The following is a 21,662-nucleotide window of genomic DNA, read 5'->3' on the forward strand; positions in this document are numbered from 1 at the left end:
GGACCACGGCGACAGCGTCCCATTCGAGGCCCTTGGATCCGTGGATCGTCAGCAGCTGGACCACTCCCGGCTCGGGCGGCTCCGGTCGCGGGACCAGCTCGTCGGTGCTCTCGGCCTTGTCGAGCCAGGCCAGGAGACTGGAGATGGTGCCCCGCTCGTCGGCTGCGAGGAAGGTACGCACCTCGTCGGTGAACGCCCGCAGCTGGGTGGCCGCGATGCGCGCCGGTCCTCTCGTCTCGTTCGCCGCGAGCTCGATGTCGAGACGCAGCTCGAGCTCGATGAGCCTCAACATGTCGGGAAGAGGAAGGGACGAGGCTCGACGGAGGCGTTCGAGCATCTCCCCCGCCGCGCGTATCCGGGCCCGCCCCTCGGGAGTGATCCGTGCCAGAAGGCGGTAATCGTCGCTGAGGCCGCGGAGCACGTCGACGGCGTCGACGATCGAGAGCGCCTCGTCGGCACCGCGTGATGCGCGGATGCGCTGCCGGAGATCCTCGTCCAGAGGCAGCAGCCCGCTGTCACGCCTCGACAGCTCGGCAGCGAGCTCTTGGAGGGCGGCCATGTCGGCGATCCCGACCGCGAATCGGGGCCCGACGAGGAGTCTGATCAGCGCAGAGCCGGCGGTGGGGTCGTGCAGCACCCGCAGCGTCGAGACGACATCGACGACCTCGGGCGTCGCCAGGAGCCCGCCCAGTCCCAGGATCCTGTGCGGGATCCCCTGTGCAGCGAGCGCCGCGGCGAACGTCTGCATGTGTCGCTTCGATCGGAACAGGACGGCGCCGGTGTGCGGCTTCGATCCGTCTTCATGCGCCGCGCGCCGTGCCGCGAACCACTCGGCGACCTCACGCGCCTCGTCGTCGACCGTGAGCGGGAACCGGATCTCCACCGCACCGTCACCCGCGCCTGGGCGAGCCTCGAGCGGTGGCACGTCCAATCCCGGTCGGCGCAGCGGCCCGAGGACCCTGTTGGCGATGCCGAGGATGTTCCGGTCGTTGCGCCAGCTCGTCATCAGGCTGTAGTTGCCGACCGACTCCTTCTCAGAGAAGGTCCGCGCGAAGGCGTGCAGGTTGTCTGCGCTGGCACCCCGCCATCCGTAGATCGACTGGTGCGGGTCTCCCACAGCCATCACGGCGGAGTCGCGGAAGAGCCGGGCGAGGAACTGCGTCTGGATCACCGAGGTGTCCTGGTATTCGTCCAGGAGCACCACGCGATGCTGCTGTCGCAGTTCGTCGCGCACATCGGGCGATGATTCGACGATGTCGTAGGCGCCGCTGACCTGATCGGCGAAGTCCAGCACGCCCCGGCGCTCCTTCTCCGCGATGTACTCGCGCACCAGGATGGAGAGCGCCGGCAGTGCGCGCAGATTCGCCGTGATTGTCGAGATGTCGGCATTGCTTCGGTACGGCTCGAACGCGTCAGCCTGACGCGATGCGATCCGATCCGCGCGTTCGAGGTCCGCTCGGTGATCGAGAGAGTCACCGGCCAGCCGCTGGACCGCGTCGACCACGCCGGCCACCGATCGGTCGATCTCCTCCAGCTCCGGCAGGTCGGCGCGGAGAACGATGTCCCGCGCCAGCATCCATGATGCGGCCTGACTGAGCATTGCGACGTCGGAGTCACGGCCGATCCGTGCCGCGTGCTCCCTCACGATGCCGTCCGCGAACGCGTTGTACGTCGAGACCTTGGGGCGGATCAGCAGATCCTCGACCGCGGGCGGCGTCACGTCTCCCGCGGTTCCGTAGCGTTCTGCGAGCTCGTCGAGCACCTGCGATCTGACGACCTCCCGCTGACGGGCGTTCGCCGCTCTGGACACACGATCGAGCGCGCCGCTCGCCACGATCTCGGGCAGGTGCGGCAGGAGGCCACGTCTGCCGTATTCGTCGATGAGCGCGAGCCGGACAGCGATCCGCTCCGCGAGCTCGCCGGCGGCCTTGCGGGTGAATGTCAGCCCGAGGATCTCATCGCGCCGCACGTGTCCGTTCGCCACGAGCCAGACGACGCGTCCGGACATGGTCTCGGTCTTGCCGCTCCCCGCCCCTGCGACGACGAGCGCGGGCGCGGGCGGTGATTCGATCACCCGCTGCTGCGCCTCGGTCGGTGCCGGGAGGCCGAGTGCTGCGGCGACGTCGAGGGCGGAGATGCCGTTGCCCGCCCCCGTCCACGCTGTCATGCGCTCACCGCGGCGACGGTGTGGATACGGCACGGCTGGACACGCCATTGCGTGTCTGCGCAGTGCGACTCGACGTGTGCGGTGAAGCTCGACGCCGACATGCCTCGAGCGGCCTCTGCGATCCGGCCGAGGAAGTGCACCCGTTCGTCTCCGGCGAGAGTGTGCTGGTGCGCGACGCGGAAGTCGCTGCCTGCCAGTGTCTTGGCCACGAGGACGAGGCGCGCTCCGACGAGCGCCGCCGGGTCCGCGCCTGCGATGAGTCCCTCCTGCACGGCCACCTGGTAGGCCGCGAGCTGGGCATGGTCTGCGACCTTCTGCTCGCTCTCGGGCTCGTACTTGCCCGTCTTCAGATCGACGACCACGACGCGCTCTCCGTTCTGAGCGTCCGCCATGCGCGTCCACTTCTGCCCTCGGGCCTTCGCGTGCTCGCCGCCGCCGGGCGCGTATGCCTCGACCCTGTCGATGAAGCCGTGCACGATCGCTTCGTGAGGGTGGGTTTCCACCTCGGTGCTCGCCGCGCGCGCAGTGGGCAGCGCGCCGGATTGCTCGGGGATGTCGACGGCGAAGCGGAACTCGACCTCACCGGCGATCACACGGCCACCGTCCGCTGCGACGTCCGAGAGGTAGCTGTGCAGCCGATCGATGTAGAGATCGGCCCGGCGGCGCTCTTTTCGTCCGATCCACGCCGTCTCGAAGTCGAGCTCCGGCCAATGCTCGGCGAGGACGTCGCGCAGGCGCTCCAGTTCACCGTCGGGCACCTGCTCCATCGCCTCGTGGATGATCGTTCCGATCCCCGCAGACGGCGGCATCACCGTGTCGCCGCCGAGTGCGGACACGGCCCAGTTCAGCTCGCATTCCTCGAACGACTCCATCCGCGAGGGCGACACCCTCGCGGCCTCGACCGTCAGGTCATGCAGGGGCGCATCCGTCGACGGTGGCGTCACGCCGTACCACTCGGCAGGATTCGCACCGGGCACGCGCTCGTTCGCGAGCACTGCCAGTTGGGAGGCCGCATGCTCTCGCGCGGGCGCGGAGCTCGAAGACGTCAGCACGCGACGGTGGCGCGCGACGAGGCCCCGCAGAGTGAGGGGATGTTCGGCCGACGCGTGCATCTCGGGCGGATCGGGCACCGGGAGGAAGGCGAAGAACGGGCTCGGCGTCATGTCGTCGTCGTCGACTGCGGTGATCAGGAGTCGACGCCGCGCCCGCGAGATCGCTCGCACGAAGAGGCGCAACTCGTCGTGCAGCGCACCTCGGCGCCGATCGAGCACATCGGGAGGCTGCTCGGCCGTTGCGGTGCGGGCCGCGAGCAGCGCGTCGGCGAGCCTCCAGGTCTGCAGCATTCCTCCGCGGAGCCGGACGTTGGGCCAGATGCCGTCCTGAACCCCCGCGACCACCACCGCGTCGAATTCGGTGCCGAGAGCCGTCGCCGGGGTGAGCAGAGTCACCCGTCCCGGTCGATCGGGGCTGGCGAGCGAGTCCTCAGGCACCTCGCTGTCGAGGATGTCGCGGACGAACACCTCCGGCTTCTCGTTCGGGCTCCGCTCGACGAACCGCTTCGCGGCACCGAACAGGGATACCAGCGCGTCGAGCGCCCTCGCAGTCTCAGACCCGCTCGCCTGCAGCGACATCTCCCGCCAGGCGGTCTGCAGCTTTCGCCCGTCGACGGCCCTCGACTGATCCCACACACGCCAGAGGAGGTCGTGGATCGTCTCGCCCGCCGCGGCCCCGTCGGCCACCTCGGCGACCGTCTGCGCGAAGCGCGCGGCTCTGCGGGACTCCTGCGAGTCGATCAGGTCGAGGTGCGCGGGTGCGGTCAGTGCCTGGCGCAGGAGCTCTCGCGCCGGGGTGGAGCCGCCGTGCTCGAGCTCGATGTGGCGAAGACGAGCCCGAAGGCGGCGCAGTCCGATGGCGTCCATCCCGCCGAACGGAGTGCGCAACGACTCCTCCCAGTCCTGGGAGGAGCGCTCGCCCGGTGCAGTGAGGCCCAGCCGCACGATGCCGACGATGTCGCGGACGACCGATTCGCTGCCGAGCGGGCGCTGCACTCCGGCCGCGCGCGTCGGGATCTCCCGGGCGGCCAGCTCCGTCTCGAGCTGGGTCACCTGGCGGGTGTCGTGCGCGATGACCGCCATGCGATCCCACGGGACATCGTTCGTCAGGTGCCATTCGCGCATGACGCCCGCTATGCGATCGAGCTCCTCGTGAGGCGACGGCGCCACGAAAGTGCTGACGACGGCTGTCGCTCCGCGCTCCTCCGGCTCGGCGGGGACCGGGGCGCGCCGATGGTCGACACGACCGGACACGCCGATCGCCTGCGTGACCGTCCTCGTCAGTGCGGTGAGTGCTGCTGCCTGCCGATGCGGACCGTCCAGGACGTGCACCTCGCCGAGCTCGGTCGCGAGCCGGGAGAACAGCTCAGGGCTCGCCCCTCGGAAGGCACCGGACGAGATGTCGGGATCACCGAAGGCGAGAACGGCGATACCGCGGGCCCGGAGGGCCTCGACGACCGCGATGCCGCCCCTGGTGAGCTCCTGGGCATCGTCGATCAGGACGGCTCTGAGGTGCGCGAGAGGTCCGAGGTCCGCGGCATCCGCCGTGCGCAGGATCGCACTGGCCTCTGCGAGCAGGTCGGCGGCGTCCCGATGCGATGCGCGCGCCAGATCGAGAACCGCCCGGTACTCGACGAGGAAGTCCGCCACCGCAGCCCACGCGGGATCGCCCGCCGCCCGGAGCTCGGACGGCTGTGCGCCGAGTTCGACGCACTCCGCGAGGAAGGCCCGGAGCTCGGAGCGGAACCCCTTGGACGCTCGGACCGACGGGCTGAGCGAGTCGGGCCAGGCGATGCGCTCGTCTTCTGCATCGCCCGCGAGCAGCTCGGCGATGATGCGGTCCTGATCGGCACCGGTCAGCAGCGCCGGAGGTTCGGCTCCTGCACGGACCATCGCTCCACGCACGACCTGGAAGGCGAACGACCCGAGCGATCGGGCGAGCGGACCAGGGGTCGCCTGACCGATCCGCACGCCGATCCGGTCGCGAAGAGCCGTCGCGGCCTGCCTGCTGGGCGTGAGCACGAGGAGTTCTTCGGGTCGGACTCCTCGCGAGTCGAGCAGGTGCACGACCCGCTCGGTGAGGGTGCGGGTCTTGCCCGTTCCCGGTGCGCCGATGATGACTCCGGATGCCGTGACGTCAGCGCCGATCACGGCGTTCTGCGCGGCATCCTCTGTCATGTCCTCCACGCTACTGGGGCGCACGGACATCATCGGCCGGGCGGTGCCGCACGTGCTGTGCGCTCACGGCGAAACCGGCCACTCGGCCGATCCGAGGGCGTCGCCGCCCGGTAGAGTTGGGCGCAGTCGTCGACCTCCGTGGTCGACTCGACCACAGCATCGTCGACTGGAAAACAGGAGTACGCGTGGAAATCCGCATCGGCATCATCAACACCGGCCGCGAGCTCAGCTTCGAGACCGCATCGAGCGCGGACGAGGTCCGCACGCAGGTCGCCTCGGCTCTCGAGCAGAACACCTCGCACCTGAACTTCTCCGATGTCAAGGGGAACTCGTACCTGGTTCCCACCGCGAACCTCGCGTACATCGAGCTGGGCACCGAGGAGTCCCGTCGCGTCGGCTTCTTCGCCTGACACCGCGATGTACATCCTTCTCGCACTCATCGGGGCGTGCGCGCTCGGCATCGCCGCCCACTTCATGATCGGTGGCCGAGAACTGCGCGGAGTCGCACTGACGCCCGCGATCGCCACGGCTCTGGCCGCTGTCGTCTACACCGGGCTCCAGTGGCTGGGTGTCGGCGAGGACAGCGTCTGGCTCTGGCTCGCCAGCGTTCTGGGCGCGGTCGTCGTGGCCGCTGGGCTGACCGTCGCGATCGTCGCGCTCCGTCGCCGGTCGGACGCCACGGCCAAGGCCGCACTCGGCATCTGACAGCTCGTGGACGAGCGTCGCACTCTGCGGTGGATCCGCATCAGCATCGTCGTGCTCATGATCGGTCTCGTCGTGAGCGGCGTCACGGCCTTTCCGTTGCGCCTCGAGCTCGGCTTCGCGTCGAACCTCCTGCACGACAGTCCCGCCGCAATCTGGTTCCCTGACGCGGTCGGCTGGGTCGACCGCGTGGCGGATGCTCTCACCGATGTCGACGCCCGATACCCGTTCATCGCCTACGGCACGGACTGGCTCGCCTTCGCGCACCTGGTGATCGCCGTCGTGTTCATCGGCCCGCTGGTCGATCCGGTGCGCAACATCTGGGTGATCCAGTTCGGTGTGATCGCCTGCATCGGGATCGTCCCACTCGCCCTGATCGCCGGCAGCGTCCGCGGCATTCCGCTCGGTTGGCAGCTGATCGACATCTCGTTCGGCGTGATCGGAGCCATCCCGGCAGTGATCGCCTGGCGCCTGACGCGGCGCCTCGAGCGGATGCGCGCGCAGGAGGTCGTGGCCTAAGAGGCCAGGCCCATGGCATCCATACGCCGTGCGTGGGCTCCCATGAGCTCGGTGTAGACCAGCTCGACGCGGTCCTCGCTCATGGCGGCGAGCTCGGGCTGACGCAGAGCCGACCGGCAGACGAGGATCGTGTCGCCGACCAGACGACGAGCCCACATCGAGAGCAGCGAGCGCCACTCTCCGTCACCGTCGATCGTCTCCTGGATGATCGCGACGATCTCGTGTCGAGCATCGTCCTCGCTGAGGAGCTCTGCCACCCGTTCCCCCGTGTCGCCGTAGCTCGACGCGAGCGCGAAGTAGAAGTCGTCGAGCATGCCCGCCGTGATGTAGACGGCCAGGAGGGTCTCGCGCGGGCGGGCGCCGATCGTCTTGCGGCGGAACGCGTCGAGGTTCTCCCGGAACGGGAGCATCAGTTGCGTGGGGTCGTCCCCGCGCTCGGCGATCAGATCGACGATCGCCCGGTGCTTCGTCAGCGCCGCGCCGGCGGCGCGCGACAGCGATTCCTTCTCGGACAGCTCCGGGGTCGCTCTGATCAGACGGGTGAGCGTCTCGAAGTAGCCGAGCTGCAGATACGCCGCCTGTCCGAGGAACCGGGTGAGCTCAGGCGCGAGTTCGGCGAAGTCGACGCGCGTCGACGCGCCCTGCTCGCCGCGACTGCGCAACGTCATCGTGCGCCGGGGCGTCCTACGCTTCCAGAACCAGTTCACCACGGGGTTCACAATACTCGGGCGACGCGGTACTTCCGGGCGCCACCACCCCCTCGGGTAGGCTGGTGCTGTCCCCGCCGTCGGAGCGGGGCCCGCGCCTGTGGCACATGAGACGGCGTGGATCCGTGAAACATGGCGATCCTCGCAGGTCGCCGGACAGGCATCTGAACATTGACAACCTTCGCTGATCTCGGAATCGATCAGGACATCGTCGACGCACTCGCCTCCAAGGGCATCGTCGACGCGTTCCCGATCCAGGAGCAGACCATCCCCCTCGGCCTTCCCGGCCAGGACATCATCGGCCAGGCCAAGACCGGAACCGGAAAGACCTTCGGCTTCGGCATCCCCGTCGTGCAGCGACTGGGCCTGAACCCGGAACACGGCGTCAAGGCGCTGATCGTGGTTCCCACTCGCGAGCTCGCCGTGCAGGTGTACGAGGACATCGACCTGCTCACCAGCAACCGCTCGACCAGCGTCGTCGCGATCTACGGCGGCAAGGCATATGAGGGTCAGATCGACCAGCTCAAGGCCGGGGCGCAGATCGTCGTCGGCACGCCCGGTCGTCTCATCGACCTCGCGGGCCAGCGCCTGCTCGACCTCTCGAACGCGACCGAGGTCGTGCTCGACGAGGCCGACAAGATGCTCGACCTCGGCTTCCTGGCCGACATCGAGAAGATCTTCCAGCGCGTGCCCGCCGTGCGGCACACGCAGCTCTTCTCAGCGACCATGCCCGGCCCGATCGTCGCGCTCGCGCGCCGATTCATGTCGAACCCGATCCACATCCGGGCCAACGACCCCGACGAGGGTCTGACGCAGGCGAACATCAAGCACCTCGTCTACCGAGCCCACTCGCTCGACAAGGACGAGATCATCGCCCGCATCCTGCAGGCCGAGGGCCGCGGCAAGACCGTGATCTTCACCCGCACCAAGCGTGCGGCGCAGCGTCTCGTCGACGAGCTCGGTGACCGCGGCTTCAACGTCGGCGGCGTCCATGGCGACATGGGCCAGGATCAGCGCGAGCGCTCGATGGCCGCCTTCAAGGCGGGCAAGCGCGATGTGCTCGTCGCGACCGATGTCGCCGCTCGAGGCATCGACGTCGACGACGTCACGCACGTGATCAACCACACCATCCCGGATGAGGACAAGACGTACCTGCACCGCGCGGGTCGCACCGGCCGCGCGGGGAAGACCGGCATCGCCGTGACCTTCGTCGACTGGGAGGACCTGCACAAGTGGGCGCTGATCAACCGCGCCCTCGAGTTCGGCCAGCCCGAGCCCGTCGAGACCTACTCGTCGAGCCCGCACCTGTTCGAGGAGCTCGACATCCCGGCCGGCACCAAGGGCCGCCTCGTCTCGGCTCCGAAGACGCAGTCGGTGAAGACCGAGCGCGCGCCTCGTCCCGAGCGAGCGGCAGATGCCGCCGCCGAGGGAACGGAAGAGGGCGGCACCCGTCGTCGTCGCCGCCGCCGCGGAGGCTCGAACCCGGTGGGTTCGACGTTCGCAGAGGGCACGACCGACTCGGCATCAGGCGACTCGCAGTCCGCTCCGTCGGGTGACCGCAGCGCCGAGGGCGCCGGCACCCACGACGGTGCAGGCAAGGAGCACCACGACGGCAAGCCCGCCCCGGCACGTCGTCGCCGCCGTCGCCGCGGCGGCTCGGGCGGGGCAGGCGCCGCTCCGGTCGTCGGAGCCTGATCGTCTCGACCTGATCGACCTCAGAGGGGGCGGATGCCGCATCAGCGGCGTCCGCCCCCTCTGTCGTCTCCCCGAGACCGCGGCACTGCACCTTCGTGATCAGGGGTAGCGCGGCGCAGTACCCGTCGCTCGTTCGATGAGCCGAGCCACCATCTCGTCCGATGTCGTGTTCTCCCCCGGCAGGTTGGGTTTGCCGGTGCCGTGGTAGTCGCTCGAGCCGGTCACGATCAGATCGTGCTTCTCGACGATCGCGCGCAACGTCTTCTTGCCGGATTCGGTGTTCTCACGGTGATCGATCTCGAAGCCACCGAGGCCCGCGGCGATCAGCTTCTCGATGAACGGCACCGGCATCATCCGATCGCGTCCGACCGTGACGGGGTGCGCGATGATCGCGACTCCCCCGGCATCGGTGATGAGACGCACCGCCGTGAGCGGGTCGGGAGCGTAGTGAGGCTCGTAGTAGCCCTCGCGCGGGTGCAGGATGCCGTCGAAGGCCTCCGTGCGGTCTCTGACGATGCCGCGCGCGACCAGGGCGTCTGCGATGTGCGGGCGTCCGACGGTCGCGTCGAGGGTGGTCTGCGCGAGCACGTCTTCCCAGCTGAGGTCGTAGTCGCGGCCGATGCTGCGGACGATCCGTTCCGCGCGCCCGATCCGGTCGCCGCGGATCCGGTCGGTCTCGGCGATGAGCGCATCGTCGAGCGGGTCGAAGAGGTATCCGAGCACGTGGACGCTGCGCCACTCGTGCTTCGCCGACAGCTCCATGCCGGGGATGAACGTCATTCCGAGCTCAGCGGTGGTCGCCACCGCTTCATCCCACCCGGTCGTCCGATCGTGGTCCGTCAACGCCATCGTGCGCACCCCGAACCTCTGCGCCTGCCGCACCACCTCAGCCGGCGACTCGGTGCCGTCGGACTGGTTGGAGTGCATGTGCAGGTCGGCGGGACCGGCGAAGCGAGGGGAACGATCGGTGGCCATCCTCTGAGCGTACCGACGACGGGCGACGCCGGACGCGCGCCCCGTCGCGGCAGGGACTTCACAGAGACGCCTTCTAGGCTGGATGGGATGTTTCGACTACTGGGGATCCTCGTCACCGTGCTGTTCGCGATCGCGACGGCTGTGCTGGTGTGGCCGCAGTTCTTCCATCTCGAGCAGACGTATCCGTTCGCGCAGGTCGTGGCGGCCCGTGGGGTCGTGCTCGCCGCGTTCCTCGTCGTCGCAGCTCTCGCCCTGCTGCTCCTCCTCGCCAGGCCCCTGCGCGGCTTCGCCGCATCGGTCCTGATCGTCGCCCTGCTCGGCGCCGGCGCGACCGGCGCCATCGGATTCCAGCGCGGGTTCGGCGGAGACACGCTTCCTGCGGCGACGGATTCCAGCATCCGCGTCCTGACATGGAACACGGCCGGCGACGAGGTCTCCGCCGAGGAGATCGCGAAGCAGATCCTCGATCGGGGTGCAGACATCGTCGCGCTCCCGGAGACGACCGAGGAGGTCGGCGAGCAGATCGCGGTGCTGCTGCGCGAGCAGGACCACCCGATGTGGGTGCACCACGTGCAGTTCAAGCCGGACGTCGTCGACGGTCCGAAGTCCTGGCACACGACGGTCCTCGTCTCGCCCGATCTCGGCGAGTACTCGGTCATCGAGTCCTCGGAGGACGGCACGAGCAACACCGGTTCCGTGCCGAGCGTCGTGCTGATGCCGGTCGGCGGGAACGCCGGTGGCCCCGCGATCGTGGCCGTGCACGCCGTCGCGCCCCGCATGGAGGACATGGCGCAGTGGCAGAGCGATCTGCGCTGGATCGCCGACCAGTGCCCCGAAGGGAACTTCATCCTCGCCGGCGACTTCAACGCGACGATCGACCACATGGCCGGCCTCGGTGTCGACGGCGGCGACATGGGGTACTGCCGAGATGCCGCGACGCGCACCGGCAACGGCTACAGCGGCACCTGGCCGAGCTCCCTTCCTGCACTGCTCAGCACTCCGATCGACCACGTCATGGCGTCCCCGAGCTGGACCGCCACCGGGTCCGTCGTCATCGACGACGCCACCGGCAGCGATCACCGCGGCCTCGTGGTGCAGCTCGAGCCCGCAGGCTGACATCCCGCGTCCGTCGCGCAGGTGACAGACTGGAGGGATGAGCACCGCAGAGCGCGACACGATCGCAGAGCCCACCACAGAGACCCCCGTCGAGGCAACGACGACGAACCGCAAGCAGCCCTTCCCGCGCGGCTTCCTCGACACGATCTCGACCGGTTGGGCGGAGCGCCCCGAATCGATTCCCGCACCTCGCGCACAGGCATCGTACGCGGCGACCCGCAGGGCAGCCGTCTCGGCCGCGTTCCCCGGCAAGCGCCTCGTCATCCCCGCAGGTTCCCTGAAGCAGCGCAGCAACGACACCGACTACCCGTACCGCGCGCACTCGGCATTCGCGCACCTCACCGGGTGGGCCTCGGATTCCGAACCCGATTCGATCCTCGTCTTCGACCCCACCGACGACGGACACGACGTCACCCTCTACTTCCGTGAGCGAGCAGACCGCACCACGACCGAGTTCTACGCGGACGCCACGGTCGGCGAGTTCTGGATCGGTCCCCGTCCCTCGCTCGCAGGGGTCGCCGCCGACCTCGCGGTCGAGACCCAGCACCTCGACCGGTTCGCAGCCGTCGAGGGCGAACTGGTTCTCGAAGAGGACGACGACCTCACCCGCTTCGTCTCCGAGCTGCGTCTGGTCAAGGACGAGTTCGAGATCACCGAGATGCGCCGTGCGGTCGACATCACCGCTCAGGGCTTCGAGGACGTGATCCGCTCGCTTCCCGAGGCGATCGCGCACGCACGCGGCGAGCGCGTCGTCGAGGGCGTGTTCCACCGCCGCGCCCGCGAAGACGGCAACGGCGAGGGCTACGACACGATCGCCGCCTCCGGACCTCACGCGTGCTACCTGCACTGGACGCGCAACGACGGCACCGTCGTCCCCGGGGATCTGATCCTCGTCGATGCGGGGGTCGAGGCCGACAGCCTGTACACAGCCGACATCACCCGCACTCTGCCGGTCTCCGGCACTTTCACCGAGGTCCAGCGCCGCGTCTACGAGACCGTGCGCGAGGCTGCGGACGCCGCCTTCGCCGCAGCACGGATCGGAGTGCGCTTCCGCGAGGTGCACGAGGCGGCCATGCGGGTGATCGCCGCACGTGTCGCCGAATGGGGCCTGCTGCCCGTGACCGCCCAGGAGGCCCTCGACGGTGACGCGGGAGGACAGCACCGCCGCTACATGGTGCACGGAACGTCGCACCACCTCGGCATCGACGTCCACGACTGCGCCCAGGCCCGCCGCGAGATGTACTACGACGGCATCCTGGCCCCGGGCATGGTGTTCACGATCGAGCCCGGCCTGTACTTCCAGATCGACGACCTCACCGTGCCAGCGGAGTACCGCGGCATCGGAGTGCGTATCGAAGACGACATCCTGATGACGGAGGACGGCCCGGTCAACCTGTCGGCCGACATCCCCCGTACGGCCGACGAGGTCGAGGCGTGGATCGCTCGGGTCCAGGGCTGACGTCGCCGGATGCATGAGGGCGAGCTCGAGCTCACCGACGGCACCGCCGGGCGTCTGATCGCCCGGCGGTTTCCCGAGTTCGCCCTGATGCCGCTGCGGCGCGTCCCCACGGTGGGGACGGTGAACACGATCTTCCGCATCGGCGACGATCTCGCCGCGCGATTCCCGCTCACCGGGGAGGCCGAAGCGGCGCTGACCGCCGAGGCCGACGCGATGTCGGCGTTCGCTGCGGTGTGCCCGGTGGCGGCGCCCCGGCCTGTCGGCATCGGCGTGGCATCCTCTGCCTATCCGTCGGCCTGGTCGGTACAGACCTGGGTTCCGGGAGAGACAGCCCACCATGACCGCCACGAGGCATCCGAGTCACTGGCGTTCGATGTCGCAGGGCTCATCGCCTCTCTCCGGGCGATGGATGCGCGGGGACGCGTCTTCGACGGGCACGGTCGCGGTGGCGTCCTCACCGACCACGACGAGTGGATCGCGCTGTGCGTCGAGCGGAGCGGGCACCTGCTCGATGCCGCTCGCGTGCGGACCCTGTGGGATGCTCTGCGGTCCCTCCCCTCCGCAGGCCCCGACGTCATGAGCCATCGGGACCTCACACCTTTCAACCTCCTGGTCTCGGAGGATCGCCTGGTCGGCGTCCTCGACGGAGGCGGTTTCGGAGCGGCGGATCCTGCGCTCGATCTCGTCGCCGCCTGGCACCTGTTCGACGTCCCTCGTCGCCGGGTCGTCCGAGACCGGCTGGGCTCGGGAGACGTCGAGTGGATGCGGGGTGCGGCGTGGGCACTGCAGCAGGCGATGGGGCTCGGCTGGTACTACGAGGACTCCAATCCCGCCATGAGCGACCTCGGGCTGTCGACCATGCGCCGACTGCTCGACGACGCCGAGCTCTCATCCCTCGGGTGATGCCTCGGCGTGTGACTCCGCGACGATCTCGACCTTGAACCCCTGCGCGTTCTCCACCCATCCCGCATAGTGGTCCGGTCCGCCGGCGTGCGGATACCTCTCCTGGTACAGCGGATGCCAACCGTGCGCCTCCGCGTCCGCCAGCACGGCATCGACTTCCTCGCGGGTCCCGCCCCAGAAGGCCAGGTGGTTCAGGCCCGCGCGACGCCGGTCATGTGCGGCAGACGTGAGGTTCGGTGAGGTCGTGAGTGTCACATAGGCGCTCCCGGAGTCCCACGTGCGGCCGTCCGACCACTCACTCGTGAGTTCGAGGCCCAGTCGCGTGAGCAGCCACCCCCAACTGCTCACGGCCTCGTCGATGTCGGGCACCCAGATCTCGACGTGATGCAGCCCCTTCATGACTGCCGCCCCCGGTATACGGCGGTGCGGAGCTCGACCGACCAGACATCGGCGGTGGGCATGTCGAGCGACTCGGCAACCGCGATCTCGGCCTCGATGTCGTACGGCACTCGCACGAACTGCACGCCGAAGGGGTCGTCGGACGAGGCCCCGCCTTCGAGGATCACGTACGACGGCACCGGAGTGTCGAGCGGGTTCCCGACGCTGCCGACGTTGAACAGCGTGCGTCCGTCATTCGATTCGATGTAGGCGTCGTGGATGTCGGCATAGCCCACGACGTCAGGGAGAGGGCCGTCGCCGGTCATCTCGGTCGCCTCGAACATCGCGGAGAACTGCTCGGGTGTGTGGTGGAAGTGCACCCGGACATGCGGGCTCTGCGCCGAGGCGTGGAACAGCCGGATCCGACGACCGCTGAGCATGAGATCGGCGCTCAGCGGAAGCGCCGCCAGCCAGTCCCTGCTCGACGGCGACAGCTCGTCGCGCCACCAGAGCATCTCGGGCGGTCCGTCGTCGGGGATCGTGTGGAGGAAGTCGTCCCAGTTGCCGCGGACGTTCAGCTCGCACACGGCGCGGCAGCGCTGCACGGCATCCTCACCTCGCGGGCCCTTGCCCGCCGTATCGCCGAGATTGACGATGCGGGTGATCCCGCGACGCCCGATGTCGGCGAGCACCGCCTCGAGAGCGGTCAGGTTGCCGTGCACATCCGAGATCAGGGCGATTCGTTCGAGGCTCACCCTGCCATGCTGTCAGGGCCGGGCGAACTCCGCGACGAAAGGTGCGAGCGACGCGCCGATATCGGATGCCGGGCGCTTGCGCCCCTTCACCTCGAAGGTGTGGCCGCCGCCCTCGATCCAGATGACCCTCGCGTCCTGACAGGTGGCGACGACGTCTTCGAACTGCGTCACCGGCTGGATGAACGGATCGTTCGTGCCCTCGATGAAGAGCTGAGGAACGGCGATAGGCGGCAGGTGCTCCGCGCGCGGCTTCTCGGGTCTGCCCGGGGCGTGCAGGGGATAACCGAGGTAGGCGAGGCCGTCGACGGCGAGTCCCTCGGACGCCGCCATGGAGGCCATGCGCCCGCCGTAGGACTTGCCGGTGGCCCAGATCGTCGCGGCCGGATCCTGCTCGCGGGCGAAGGCCACCACCGCGTTCCACGTCGCGATCGCATGCGCCGCCGGCCCCGGCATCCTGCGGCCCTGCTCGACGTAAGGGAAGTTGAACCGCAACGTCGAGAATCCGAGCGCCCCGAGCGCGTCGGCGAAGCCCGTGAGGAAGGGGTGGTTCTTGCCCGTGCCCGCGCCATGCGCGATGACGACGGTCGCACCGTTCGTTCCGGGCGCCCAGTCCGCCGACACCGTTGCCACTCCATTGGCCAGCTCGACGGAGATGTCGGCCATCAGCCGCGGAGGTACGGGATGGCGAACGGCACCCGCATGACCTTGCCGCCTGCTGCACGGACCATGCCGATGATCACGAGGACGAGGTGCAGCACCGAGAGCGCGAAGTAGATCGTGATCGGGATGCCGATCGGGTAGAAGCCCGACGGAGAGTCGGCCGTCAAGGAGAACAGCAGAACGAAGTGCGAGACCAGGAGGACCGTCGAGACGAGCAGGTAGGTCAGACCCCAGTTCAGTGCCGCGCGCGCATTCTCTCGCGCCACTCCCCCGAAGCGACGGGACGCTCCGCCACTGACCGCCATCGCGATCCCGGACGCGAGTCCGCCCAGGAACGGGAAGGGGATGAGGATCAGGAGGCCCAGCGCCCACGGGAGCAGGCCACGGGGTGGGACGGCGGCAGGATAGGCACCGACCGGGTAGCCTCCTGCGGGATAGCCGGGAGCGGGGTGACCGGTCTGCTGCGGCGGGTATCCGTATGCGGGCGCCTGCGGCTGGGCGTACCCGGGCGCAGGCGGCTGGGCGTACCCGGGCGCAGGCGCCGGGGTGTCGCCGTAGACCGGCGCCTGGGGCGGCACGGGAGGCAGCGGGCCTGCTGTCGGCGTCGCCGGAGGAACCGGCGGCGCAGGCGGAACGGACTCGTACGGCGACGGTGCCGGCGACTGCTCCGATGCCGCGCGATCCGTGGGAGCGTGTGTCTCGCGGTTCGTGTCCGACATCAGGCGGGCTCCGCCGACTTCGGCGGGATGCCGGCCGCGCCGGGGTCCGGAGCCTCTGCGGGCGGTGTGGCCGGGTCCGCCGGACGCGGCGGGATCGCCGGTTCGGCGGGCGGGGTCTGGCCACCGCCGAGGGGCGGTGTCGGCTCCGAGCCCGGGACCTGATCGGGGCCGGGAGTCGGCTCGACGGGGGTGGCGGGAGGAGTCGGTGCAGTGTGCCCCCCGGGAGTGATGCGCTCGCCGTACCGCGGCGGTTCATCCAGGTTCACCGGCGCGCGGACGGGGGTGGGCTTCGCCGCTCCCAGCGCCAGACGCGCCTTCGCCAGCGAGGCAGCCTGCACCCTGACCTCGTAGTGGTCGGCGGCGAACTGCGTCACGCTCGCGAAGTCGCGACGGCGACGCACGATGGCGTAGGTGACGAGGCTCAGCAGCATTCCGAGGGCCACACCTATGAAGACGAAGCCGACGAAGAGCTGGATCGGCACCTCGGGGTTGCCGATCACGAGGATCGCCGAGAGGAAGAGTCCGATGAGCACGCCGTTGACGGCTCCGGATCGGGCGGCGGCGGCATACCCGAGGCGACCGGTGATGCGCTCGACCGTCCGGACGCTCTGTCCGATGATCGCGATGTCGCGGGCCGGCACGTCTTCGGCGATCAGTTTCGACACCGTCTTCTGCGCGCCTTCGTAATCACGGGTGGAGGCGACGATCTCGCCTTCATCGCGGCTGTCAGCTGGACGGTTCAGCATGCTCATCCCGCCATTGTTCCATGCCCACCGGTGACGGGGCCTGGAGTGTGTCACACCGAGGCCCCGGCGCATCGCTCCCGGCAGTACCCGCACAGGCCCCGCGCACTACGCTGGATGGGTGAGCACACAACGGGTATTCGCCGCGCGCCTTGCAGGTTGCGCCGTCTTCGACCCCGTGGGCGACCGGCTCGGCAAAGTCCGTGATGTCGTCATCGTGTACCGAAGTACGGCGGCCCCGCGCGTCATCGGCCTCGTGGTCGAGATCCCCGGGCGCCGACACGTCTTCCTCTCGATCGGACGGGTCACATCGATCCGTGCAGGCCAGGTCATCAGCACCGGGCTGATCAACGTGCGACGGTTCTCGCCGCGCGCCGGTGAGGTGCGCGTCCTGGCAGAGCTGCTCGGCCGCCGGGTGAGCCTGGTCGACGGGAGCGGCACCGCCGTGATCGAAGATGTGGCGATCGAGCCCAACCGCCTCGGCGAGTGGGCCGTCAGCCAGCTCTTCCTCCGCCGGCCGAAGACCAGCGCGTCGCCGTTCGCCAAGGGCCCGACCACGTTCGCCGCGTGGAGCGAGGTCGCGGAGCAGCACTCGCCCGGCGAGGCGCAGTCCGCCGAGCAGCTCGTGGCGTCCTATTCCGAGCTGCACGCCGCCGACCTGGCGAACACCCTGCTCGACCTGCCGCAGCAGCGCATGATCGAGGTCGCCGAGGAGCTGTCCGACGACCGTCTCGCCGACGCCCTCGAGGAGATGCCCGAAGACGAGCAGGTGCACATCCTCGATCGACTCGGCGACGAGCGTGCCGCCGACATCCTCGACCAGATGGAACCCGACGACGCGGCCGACCTCCTCGCCCAGCTTCCGCCCAACCGGCTCGAACAGCTGCTCGAGCTGATGGAGCCGGAAGAGGCCGAAGACGTCAGGATGCTGCTGCGTTACGGCCCTGACACGGCCGGTGGCCTCATGACCCCCGAGCCGATCATCCTCTCCGCCGATGCCACGGTGGCCGAGGCGCTGGCACTCATCCGCAGGCACGAGCTGCACCCGGCCCTCGCCGCGGCGGTCTTCGTGACGCTGCCGCCCTTCGAGACGCCGACGGGCCGTCTTCTCGGCATGGTGCACTTCCAGCGGATGCTGCGCTACCCGCCCCATGAGCGACTCGGCGCCATCATGGACGACAGCCTCGAGCCGGTGCACGTCACGGCGTCCGCCGCCGAGGTCGCCAGGATGCTGGCGAGCTACGACCTGGTCTCGCTGCCGGTGATCGACACCGCGCACCGACTGGTCGGCGCGATCAGCATCGACGACGTCCTCGACTACCTGCTCCCCGATGACTGGCGCACGCACGACAGCGACGAGCCGACGGTCCCGAAGGAGGTGCGCTGATGGCCCGCTCCCGCTCGCCCCAGCTCGACGCTCCTCTGGGCCGTGGCACCTCTCGCCAGCGGTCGACGTCGCGCGACCGCTTCGGGCGCTTCACCGAATGGGTCGCCCGCGCCATGGGCACCCCTGCATTCCTACTGATCCTCACGCTGTTCTGCGTGCTCTGGATCTGCTGGAACACGCTGCTGCCCGATCACCTGCGCTTCGATGACGCGGCGCTCGGATTCACGGCGCTCACCTTGATGCTCTCGCTGCAGGCGTCCTACGCCGCTCCCCTGATCCTGCTCGCGCAGAACCGGCAGGACGACCGCGACCGCGTGCAGATCGAGCAGGATCGTCAGCGCGCCGAGCGCAACCTCGCCGATACCGAGTACCTCGCCCGCGAGATCGTCGCCCTGCGCATGTCGCTCGAGGAGCGCAACAACCAGGTCGTGACCCGCGACGTCCTCCGCCAGGAGCTCAAAGCCCTGCTGGCAGAGCTCGGCGACAACGACGAGCCTCCCGCCCCCGAGCGACGGTCCGGCGGGCGATCCGCATCATGAGTTCCGCCGAGTCCGTCCGCGCGGCGGTCGCAGCCGTCAGCGACCCTGAGCTCCGCAGACCGATCGGCGACCTCGACATGGTGCGGGAGATCGCGGTCGACGACGGTCGCGCGCGCGTCTCCATCGTGCTCACGATCGTCGGATGCCCCGCAGCGGCACGCATTGAATCCGACGTGCGCGCCGCCGCGGCATCCGTGCCCGGTGTCACCGAGGTCGACGTCGAGGTCGGCGTGATGACGCCCGCGGAGCGCAAAGCGCTCACCGAGAAGCTCCGTGACGGACGCCCTGCTCGTCAGATGCCGTTCGGCCCGGATTCGCTCACGCGCGTGATCCTCGTCTCCAGCGGCAAGGGCGGAGTGGGAAAGTCCACTGTGACCGCGAACCTCGCGGCCGCCCTCGCCGATCAGGGGCTGGCCGTCGGCCTCGTGGACGCCGACGTGCACGGGTTCTCGATCCCTGGCCTGCTCGGCATCCCGACCGGGACTCAGCCGACCCGCATCGACGACCTCATGCTTCCGCCCGTGGCACACGGGGTGAAGACCATCTCGATCGGCATGTTCCTCCGCGACGGCGAGGCCGTCGTCGCGTGGCGCGGACCGATGCTGCACCGCACGGTGCAGCAGTTCCTGACGGATGTCTTCTTCGGCGACCTCGACATCCTGCTGATCGACATGCCCCCCGGCACCGGTGACATCGCCATCTCTCTCGGCCAGCTGCTTCCGCACGCCGAGGTCCTGGTCGTCACGACGCCGCAGGCCGCCGCATCCGATGTGGCGATCCGCAGCGGACTCGTCGCCCGCCAGACCGGTCAGCGGGTCATCGGCGTCGTCGAGAACATGGGCGCTTTCACGCTGCCGGACGGCACAGTGATCGACCTGTTCGGCTCCGGCGGAGGTGCGGCCGTCGCCGAGGCCCTGTCCGAGACGGAACCCGTTCCGCTGCTCGCCTCGATCCCGCTCAGCCCCGCCCTGCGCACGGGAGGGGACATCGGCGTCCCGATCGTCCTCAGCGACAGCACGGATGTCGCAGCGACGGCGATCCGCGACCTCGCCCGCACCCTCGCAGGCCAGGGACGCGGACTCGCAGGCCGCTCGCTCCCGATGACCCTCGGATAGGTGCGACAGATGGCACTCACCGTCGATGAGCGGCTGCTGAAAGGCATGGCCCGTGACGCCGCGGTCTACGCCCTCACCCGCCCTGCGGCGATCGTCATGTGGATAGCCCTCGCCGCAGCGCTCGCGCTGAGCATCCTGAACCTGAGCGCAGCCGGAGGGAGCGCCGGGCTCTCGGGGCTGCTTCCCGTCGCGAGCATCGCCCTCATGGTCTACGCCGTCGTGATGACGATCGTCGGAGCTCGACGCGCTGTGCGAGCCGCCACTCCGCCGGGCACCGTGGTCTGGGTGCGGCTCGGCGAGAGCGCTCTGCACATCGGCTCAGGCAGCCGCTCGTCCGACATCGAGTACCGCACGTTCCAGAGCGTGCGCGCAGGCACGGATGCCGTGCTGCTCAAGCTGCGTGGCGCATCGGCGATCACCGCGATCCCGCGGGCGCTGGTGAGTGACGCCGACATCGCGCAGCTGCGCGCGCGGATCGGCTGACCGCAGCTCGCAGGTCAGGGGCCGGTTCAGGTGGATTCCGGGTCGTACGGCGGAGGGCTCGAGTGCGAGAACTCCGGTCGCACCCTGGGCGTGTGCACAGGCTTCACTGCGGGCTCCGCGACGACTGTCTCCGCCCGGGCCTGGCCCGGTGCGGGGTCGTCCTCGAAGAGTGCATCCCGGATGATCCGCCGCGGGTCGTACTGCCGGGGGTCGAGCTTGCGCCAGTCGACGTCGTCGATCTCGGGGCCCATCTCGTCTCGGACGCGCGATTTGGTGTCCCGCAGGAACTCGCCGGCACGCCGAGCGAGCTTGGCGACGCTCTCGGCGTAGCGCGGCAGCCGCTCCGGTCCGATGAGCAGCACAGCGATCAGACCGATAAGCAGCAGCTTTTCGAAGGTGATCCCGAACTGCATCTGTCCAGGCTACCGCCGCGCCTGCCCGTGCGCCGCGCACCGAGCACATACCCTGGGAGAACACACATCTCAGTCGGGAGAATCAGGCAATGAGCGAGAACGATGCGAACGCACGTTTCATCCGCGAATCCATCGTGGAGCCGTCGCCGATCGCCCGCGCCCGCGCGCACGCCGTCGAGCTCGGCGCGTCGCCGATCAGCGCGGCCATCGGCTCGCAGATCTCCGTGCTGGCCGCCGCGACAGGCGCTCGGTCGATCGTCGAGATCGGCACCGGAGCGGGCGTCTCAGGGCTCTGGCTGCTGCGCGGCGCACCGCAGGCCGTCCTGACATCGATCGACAACGAGCCGGAGCATCTGGCCGCCGCTCGTCAGGCGTTCGCGGATGCGCGCATCCCGGCGACGAAGGCGCGATTCATCACCGGGCGCGCCGCCGACGTGCTGCCGCGCATGAACGAGGCGTCGTACGACATCGTGCTCGTCGACGCAGACCCCGAGAACGTCATCGACTACGTCGAGCACGGGCTGAGGCTGGTGCGCACCGGCGGTATGGTCCTGGTCCCCCGCGTGCTCGGTGGAGGCCGCGTCGCCGACCCCGTGCAGCGGGACGAAGTCACCTCTGCCTACCGATCGCTCATCCAGGAGACCCAGGAGTCGTCTGCGGTTCTCGCCACCGTGTCGACGACCGGCGAGGGCCTGCTGCAGCTGATCAGCGTCGGAGAGTCCTGAGCGATCGGATCACCACGACAGAAAGAGGGCGACGGATCATCGATCCGTCGCCCTCTTCGTGAATCCGCGTGCGCGAATTCGAGTTCGATCAGGCGGGTGCCACGACGGCTGCCAGCACGTCGTGAAGTTCCTTCGCCTCTGCGTCGTTCACGGAGACGACCAGACGGCCGCCTCCTTCGAGCGGGACGCGCACGATGATGAGTCGCCCTTCTTTCACGGCCTCCATGGGTCCGTCTCCGGTCCTCGGCTTCATCGCTGCCATCGTGGGCTCC

General features: G+C 69.3%; 22 protein-coding genes and 1 pseudogene. 12 read left to right on the forward strand and 11 right to left on the reverse strand.

Features of this window, described 5'->3' with window-relative positions:
* Positions 1–2,167, reverse strand: a pseudogene (locus tag ASF80_RS19250) (ATP-dependent helicase); the annotation flags it as partial.
* Positions 2,164–5,397, reverse strand: coding sequence for an ATP-dependent helicase (locus ASF80_RS05215; RefSeq protein WP_056308582.1), 3,234 nt, complete (start codon positions 5,395–5,397; stop codon positions 2,164–2,166). The gene ASF80_RS05215 and the pseudogene ASF80_RS19250, both read right to left, overlap by 4 nt.
* Before the next feature lie 185 nt (positions 5,398–5,582).
* Between ASF80_RS05215 and ASF80_RS05220 the strand changes: the two genes are divergently transcribed.
* The 3 genes from ASF80_RS05220 to ASF80_RS05230 are packed head-to-tail and all read left to right on the forward strand — an operon-like array spanning position 5,583 to position 6,618.
* Entirely contained in the window at positions 5,583–5,807 is a 225-nt protein-coding gene (locus tag ASF80_RS05220) for a DUF3107 domain-containing protein (RefSeq protein WP_056308584.1), read from the forward strand.
* A 7-nt stretch (positions 5,808–5,814) separates the two neighbouring features.
* The gene (locus ASF80_RS05225; protein WP_056308586.1) at positions 5,815–6,102 is read left to right on the forward strand and encodes a hypothetical protein; all 288 of its coding nucleotides are present in this window, start codon (positions 5,815–5,817) and stop codon (positions 6,100–6,102) included.
* Positions 6,103–6,108: 6 nt separating this feature from the next.
* Positions 6,109–6,618 carry a hypothetical protein gene (locus ASF80_RS05230; protein ID WP_056308588.1) on the forward strand — a complete coding sequence of 170 codons (510 nt, stop codon included), beginning with the start codon at positions 6,109–6,111 and terminating at the stop codon, positions 6,616–6,618.
* Here the strand turns inward: ASF80_RS05230 and ASF80_RS05235 are convergent.
* Positions 6,615–7,328 carry a ferritin-like fold-containing protein gene (locus ASF80_RS05235; RefSeq protein ID WP_056311798.1) on the reverse strand — a complete coding sequence of 238 codons (714 nt, stop codon included), beginning with the start codon at positions 7,326–7,328 and terminating at the stop codon, positions 6,615–6,617. The two genes, ASF80_RS05230 and ASF80_RS05235, sit on opposite strands and share 4 nt — an antisense overlap.
* Positions 7,329–7,496: 168 nt before the next feature.
* Between ASF80_RS05235 and ASF80_RS05240 the strand changes: the two genes are divergently transcribed.
* Positions 7,497–9,020, forward strand: coding sequence for a DEAD/DEAH box helicase (locus ASF80_RS05240; protein WP_056308590.1), 1,524 nt, complete (start codon positions 7,497–7,499; stop codon positions 9,018–9,020).
* A gap of 99 nt (positions 9,021–9,119) precedes the next feature.
* On the opposite strand, the gene ASF80_RS05245 is transcribed toward ASF80_RS05240, so the two are convergent.
* Positions 9,120–9,995 carry a PHP domain-containing protein gene (locus ASF80_RS05245; RefSeq protein ID WP_056308592.1) on the reverse strand — a complete coding sequence of 292 codons (876 nt, stop codon included), beginning with the start codon at positions 9,993–9,995 and terminating at the stop codon, positions 9,120–9,122.
* A gap of 87 nt (positions 9,996–10,082) precedes the next feature.
* Between ASF80_RS05245 and ASF80_RS05250 the strand changes: the two genes are divergently transcribed.
* The 3 genes from ASF80_RS05250 to ASF80_RS05260 are packed head-to-tail and all read left to right on the forward strand — an operon-like array spanning position 10,083 to position 13,473.
* Positions 10,083–11,111, forward strand: a complete 1,029-nt coding sequence (locus ASF80_RS05250) for an endonuclease/exonuclease/phosphatase family protein (RefSeq protein ID WP_056308594.1) — start codon at positions 10,083–10,085, stop codon at positions 11,109–11,111.
* 37 nt (positions 11,112–11,148) lie between these two features.
* Entirely contained in the window at positions 11,149–12,570 is a 1,422-nt protein-coding gene (locus tag ASF80_RS05255) for an aminopeptidase P family protein (protein WP_056308596.1), read from the forward strand.
* A gap of 9 nt (positions 12,571–12,579) precedes the next feature.
* Complete coding sequence (locus ASF80_RS05260) at positions 12,580–13,473, forward strand: phosphotransferase (protein ID WP_056308598.1); 894 nt, start codon at positions 12,580–12,582, stop codon at positions 13,471–13,473.
* On the opposite strand, the gene ASF80_RS05265 is transcribed toward ASF80_RS05260, so the two are convergent.
* The 5 genes from ASF80_RS05265 to ASF80_RS05285 are packed head-to-tail and all read right to left on the reverse strand — an operon-like array spanning position 13,459 to position 16,737.
* Positions 13,459–13,872: a VOC family protein gene (locus ASF80_RS05265; RefSeq protein WP_056308600.1), complete on the reverse strand. Its 414-nt coding sequence runs from the start codon at positions 13,870–13,872 to the stop codon at positions 13,459–13,461. The genes ASF80_RS05260 and ASF80_RS05265 overlap by 15 nt on opposite strands.
* On the reverse strand, positions 13,869–14,606 hold the full coding sequence (locus ASF80_RS05270; protein WP_056308603.1) for a metallophosphoesterase family protein: 738 nt from the start codon (positions 14,604–14,606) through the stop codon (positions 13,869–13,871). Before ASF80_RS05270 ends, ASF80_RS05265 begins: the two co-directional genes overlap by 4 nt.
* Before the next feature lie 12 nt (positions 14,607–14,618).
* A complete protein-coding gene (locus ASF80_RS05275; protein ID WP_056308605.1) occupies positions 14,619–15,269 on the reverse strand; it encodes an alpha/beta family hydrolase in 651 nt (216 codons plus the stop codon).
* On the reverse strand, positions 15,269–15,985 hold the full coding sequence (locus ASF80_RS19500) for a DUF4870 domain-containing protein (protein WP_056308607.1): 717 nt from the start codon (positions 15,983–15,985) through the stop codon (positions 15,269–15,271). The genes ASF80_RS05275 and ASF80_RS19500 overlap by 1 nt, the downstream gene beginning before the upstream one ends.
* Positions 15,985–16,737 carry a general stress protein gene (locus ASF80_RS05285; protein ID WP_056308609.1) on the reverse strand — a complete coding sequence of 251 codons (753 nt, stop codon included), beginning with the start codon at positions 16,735–16,737 and terminating at the stop codon, positions 15,985–15,987. The genes ASF80_RS19500 and ASF80_RS05285 overlap by 1 nt, the downstream gene beginning before the upstream one ends.
* Before the next feature lie 112 nt (positions 16,738–16,849).
* Between ASF80_RS05285 and ASF80_RS05290 the strand changes: the two genes are divergently transcribed.
* From ASF80_RS05290 to ASF80_RS05305, 4 genes are read left to right on the forward strand one after another with little or no spacing between them, the layout of a single operon-like run.
* The gene (locus ASF80_RS05290) at positions 16,850–18,115 is read left to right on the forward strand and encodes a magnesium transporter MgtE N-terminal domain-containing protein (protein WP_056308611.1); all 1,266 of its coding nucleotides are present in this window, start codon (positions 16,850–16,852) and stop codon (positions 18,113–18,115) included.
* Positions 18,115–18,654 carry a DUF1003 domain-containing protein gene (locus tag ASF80_RS05295; RefSeq protein WP_056308613.1) on the forward strand — a complete coding sequence of 180 codons (540 nt, stop codon included), beginning with the start codon at positions 18,115–18,117 and terminating at the stop codon, positions 18,652–18,654. Before ASF80_RS05290 ends, ASF80_RS05295 begins: the two co-directional genes overlap by 1 nt.
* A complete protein-coding gene (locus tag ASF80_RS05300) occupies positions 18,651–19,769 on the forward strand; it encodes an Mrp/NBP35 family ATP-binding protein (RefSeq protein WP_056308617.1) in 1,119 nt (372 codons plus the stop codon). Before ASF80_RS05295 ends, ASF80_RS05300 begins: the two co-directional genes overlap by 4 nt.
* Before the next feature lie 9 nt (positions 19,770–19,778).
* Positions 19,779–20,252 (forward strand): hypothetical protein, encoded by a 474-nt coding sequence (locus ASF80_RS05305; protein ID WP_056308618.1) that lies wholly within the window; start codon positions 19,779–19,781, stop codon positions 20,250–20,252.
* A 26-nt stretch (positions 20,253–20,278) separates the two neighbouring features.
* Here ASF80_RS05305 and ASF80_RS05310 read toward each other — a convergent pair whose 3' ends face one another.
* The gene (locus ASF80_RS05310; protein WP_056308620.1) at positions 20,279–20,665 is read right to left on the reverse strand and encodes a twin-arginine translocase TatA/TatE family subunit; all 387 of its coding nucleotides are present in this window, start codon (positions 20,663–20,665) and stop codon (positions 20,279–20,281) included.
* An 89-nt stretch (positions 20,666–20,754) separates the two neighbouring features.
* Here ASF80_RS05310 and ASF80_RS05315 point away from each other — a divergent pair, with 89 nt between their 5' ends.
* Entirely contained in the window at positions 20,755–21,390 is a 636-nt protein-coding gene (locus ASF80_RS05315; RefSeq protein ID WP_056308621.1) for an O-methyltransferase, read from the forward strand.
* Between the two features lie 88 nt (positions 21,391–21,478).
* Here the strand turns inward: ASF80_RS05315 and ASF80_RS18685 are convergent, their stop codons facing one another.
* Positions 21,479–21,652 carry a DUF3117 domain-containing protein gene (locus ASF80_RS18685; RefSeq protein ID WP_017203323.1) on the reverse strand — a complete coding sequence of 58 codons (174 nt, stop codon included), beginning with the start codon at positions 21,650–21,652 and terminating at the stop codon, positions 21,479–21,481.
* Positions 21,653–21,662: the final 10 nt, after the last annotated feature.

Source organism: Microbacterium sp. Leaf159, from assembly GCF_001423615.1.
Taxonomy (GTDB): Bacteria; Actinomycetota; Actinomycetes; order Actinomycetales; family Microbacteriaceae; genus Microbacterium.

What these genes read in the sequence shown, in the direction of transcription:
- ASF80_RS05215 (WP_056308582.1), bottom strand. Translation starts at nt 5,397, where the DNA reads ATGACAGAGGATGCCGCGCAGAACGCCGTGATCGGCGCTGACGTCACG.
- ASF80_RS05225 (WP_056308586.1), top strand. Translation starts at nt 5,815, where the DNA reads ATGTACATCCTTCTCGCACTCATCGGGGCGTGCGCGCTCGGCATCGCC.
- ASF80_RS05245 (WP_056308592.1), bottom strand. Translation starts at nt 9,995, where the DNA reads ATGGCCACCGATCGTTCCCCTCGCTTCGCCGGTCCCGCCGACCTGCAC.
- ASF80_RS05250 (WP_056308594.1), top strand. Translation starts at nt 10,083, where the DNA reads ATGTTTCGACTACTGGGGATCCTCGTCACCGTGCTGTTCGCGATCGCG.
- ASF80_RS05255 (WP_056308596.1), top strand. Translation starts at nt 11,149, where the DNA reads ATGAGCACCGCAGAGCGCGACACGATCGCAGAGCCCACCACAGAGACC.
- ASF80_RS05260 (WP_056308598.1), top strand. Translation starts at nt 12,580, where the DNA reads ATGCATGAGGGCGAGCTCGAGCTCACCGACGGCACCGCCGGGCGTCTG.
- ASF80_RS05265 (WP_056308600.1), bottom strand. Translation starts at nt 13,872, where the DNA reads ATGAAGGGGCTGCATCACGTCGAGATCTGGGTGCCCGACATCGACGAG.
- ASF80_RS05275 (WP_056308605.1), bottom strand. Translation starts at nt 15,269, where the DNA reads ATGGCCGACATCTCCGTCGAGCTGGCCAATGGAGTGGCAACGGTGTCG.
- ASF80_RS19500 (WP_056308607.1), bottom strand. Translation starts at nt 15,985, where the DNA reads ATGTCGGACACGAACCGCGAGACACACGCTCCCACGGATCGCGCGGCA.
- ASF80_RS05285 (WP_056308609.1), bottom strand. Translation starts at nt 16,737, where the DNA reads ATGAGCATGCTGAACCGTCCAGCTGACAGCCGCGATGAAGGCGAGATC.
- ASF80_RS05295 (WP_056308613.1), top strand. Translation starts at nt 18,115, where the DNA reads ATGGCCCGCTCCCGCTCGCCCCAGCTCGACGCTCCTCTGGGCCGTGGC.
- ASF80_RS05300 (WP_056308617.1), top strand. Translation starts at nt 18,651, where the DNA reads ATGAGTTCCGCCGAGTCCGTCCGCGCGGCGGTCGCAGCCGTCAGCGAC.
- ASF80_RS05305 (WP_056308618.1), top strand. Translation starts at nt 19,779, where the DNA reads ATGGCACTCACCGTCGATGAGCGGCTGCTGAAAGGCATGGCCCGTGAC.
- ASF80_RS05310 (WP_056308620.1), bottom strand. Translation starts at nt 20,665, where the DNA reads ATGCAGTTCGGGATCACCTTCGAAAAGCTGCTGCTTATCGGTCTGATC.
- ASF80_RS05315 (WP_056308621.1), top strand. Translation starts at nt 20,755, where the DNA reads ATGAGCGAGAACGATGCGAACGCACGTTTCATCCGCGAATCCATCGTG.
- ASF80_RS18685 (WP_017203323.1), bottom strand. Translation starts at nt 21,652, where the DNA reads ATGGCAGCGATGAAGCCGAGGACCGGAGACGGACCCATGGAGGCCGTG.